The following is a 1,064-nucleotide window of genomic DNA, read 5'->3' on the forward strand; positions in this document are numbered from 1 at the left end:
GCCGAAGCCGCCGGGGATGCAGATGCCGTCGACGTCGGCGAGCTGGGCCTTGGCGCCGGCCGGGGTCTTGCAGTCGTCGGAGGTGACCCACTTGATCTTCACGCGGGCCTTGTTGGCGAAGCCGCCGGCCCGCAGCGCCTCGGTGACCGACAGGTAGGCGTCGGGCAGGTCGATGTACTTGCCGACCAGGGCGAGGGTGACCTCGTGGTCGGGGTTGTGGACACGGTCGAGCAGGTCGTCCCAGGTCGTCCAGTCCACGTCCCGGAAGGGCAGGTCGAGCTTGCGCACCACGTAGGCGTCCAGGCCCTCGGTGTGCACGACCTTGGGGATGTCGTAGATCGAGCGGGCGTCGGGGCAGGCCACCACGGCGTCCTCGTCCACGTCGCACATCAGCGAGATCTTCCGCTTGATCGCGGTGGGGACCTCCCGGTCGCAGCGCAGCACGATCGCGTCCGGCTGGATGCCGATGTTGCGCAGCGCGGCCACCGAGTGCTGGGTGGGCTTGGTCTTCAGCTCCCCGGAGGGGCCGATGTAGGGCAGCAGCGAGATGTGCACCACGAAGACGTTGTCCCGGCCGACCTCGTGACGGACCTGGCGGACCGTCTCCAGGAACGGCAGCGACTCGATGTCGCCGACCGTGCCGCCGACCTCGGTGATGACCACGTCGACCTCGTCGGTGGCCATGCGCCGGATGCGGTGCTTGATCTCGTTGGTGATGTGCGGGATGACCTGCACGGTGTCGCCCAGGTACTCCCCGCGCCGCTCCTTGGCGATCACGGTGGAGTAGACCTGGCCGGTGGTGACGTTCGCGGTGCCGTCCAGGTCCCGGTCCAGGAAACGCTCGTAGTGACCGATGTCCAGGTCGGTCTCGGCGCCGTCGTTGGTGACGAACACCTCACCGTGCTGGAAGGGGTTCATCGTGCCCGGGTCGACGTTCAGGTACGGGTCCAGCTTCTGCATCACGACACGCAGGCCGCGGGCCTTGAGCAGCATGCCCAGGCTGGAGGCGGTCAGACCCTTGCCGAGCGAGGAGGCGACACCCCCGGTGACGAAGATGTGCTTGG

General features: G+C 68.0%; 1 protein-coding gene. It reads right to left on the reverse strand.

Annotation, left to right across the window (positions count from 1 at the left end; translation table 11 throughout):
* A partial coding sequence (locus tag ACZ7KF_RS41575) for a CTP synthase (RefSeq protein ID WP_471087936.1) occupies nucleotides 1-1,064 on the reverse strand: 1,064 nt, incomplete at both ends.

The organism is Streptomyces sp. NPDC038200 (assembly GCF_055600785.1).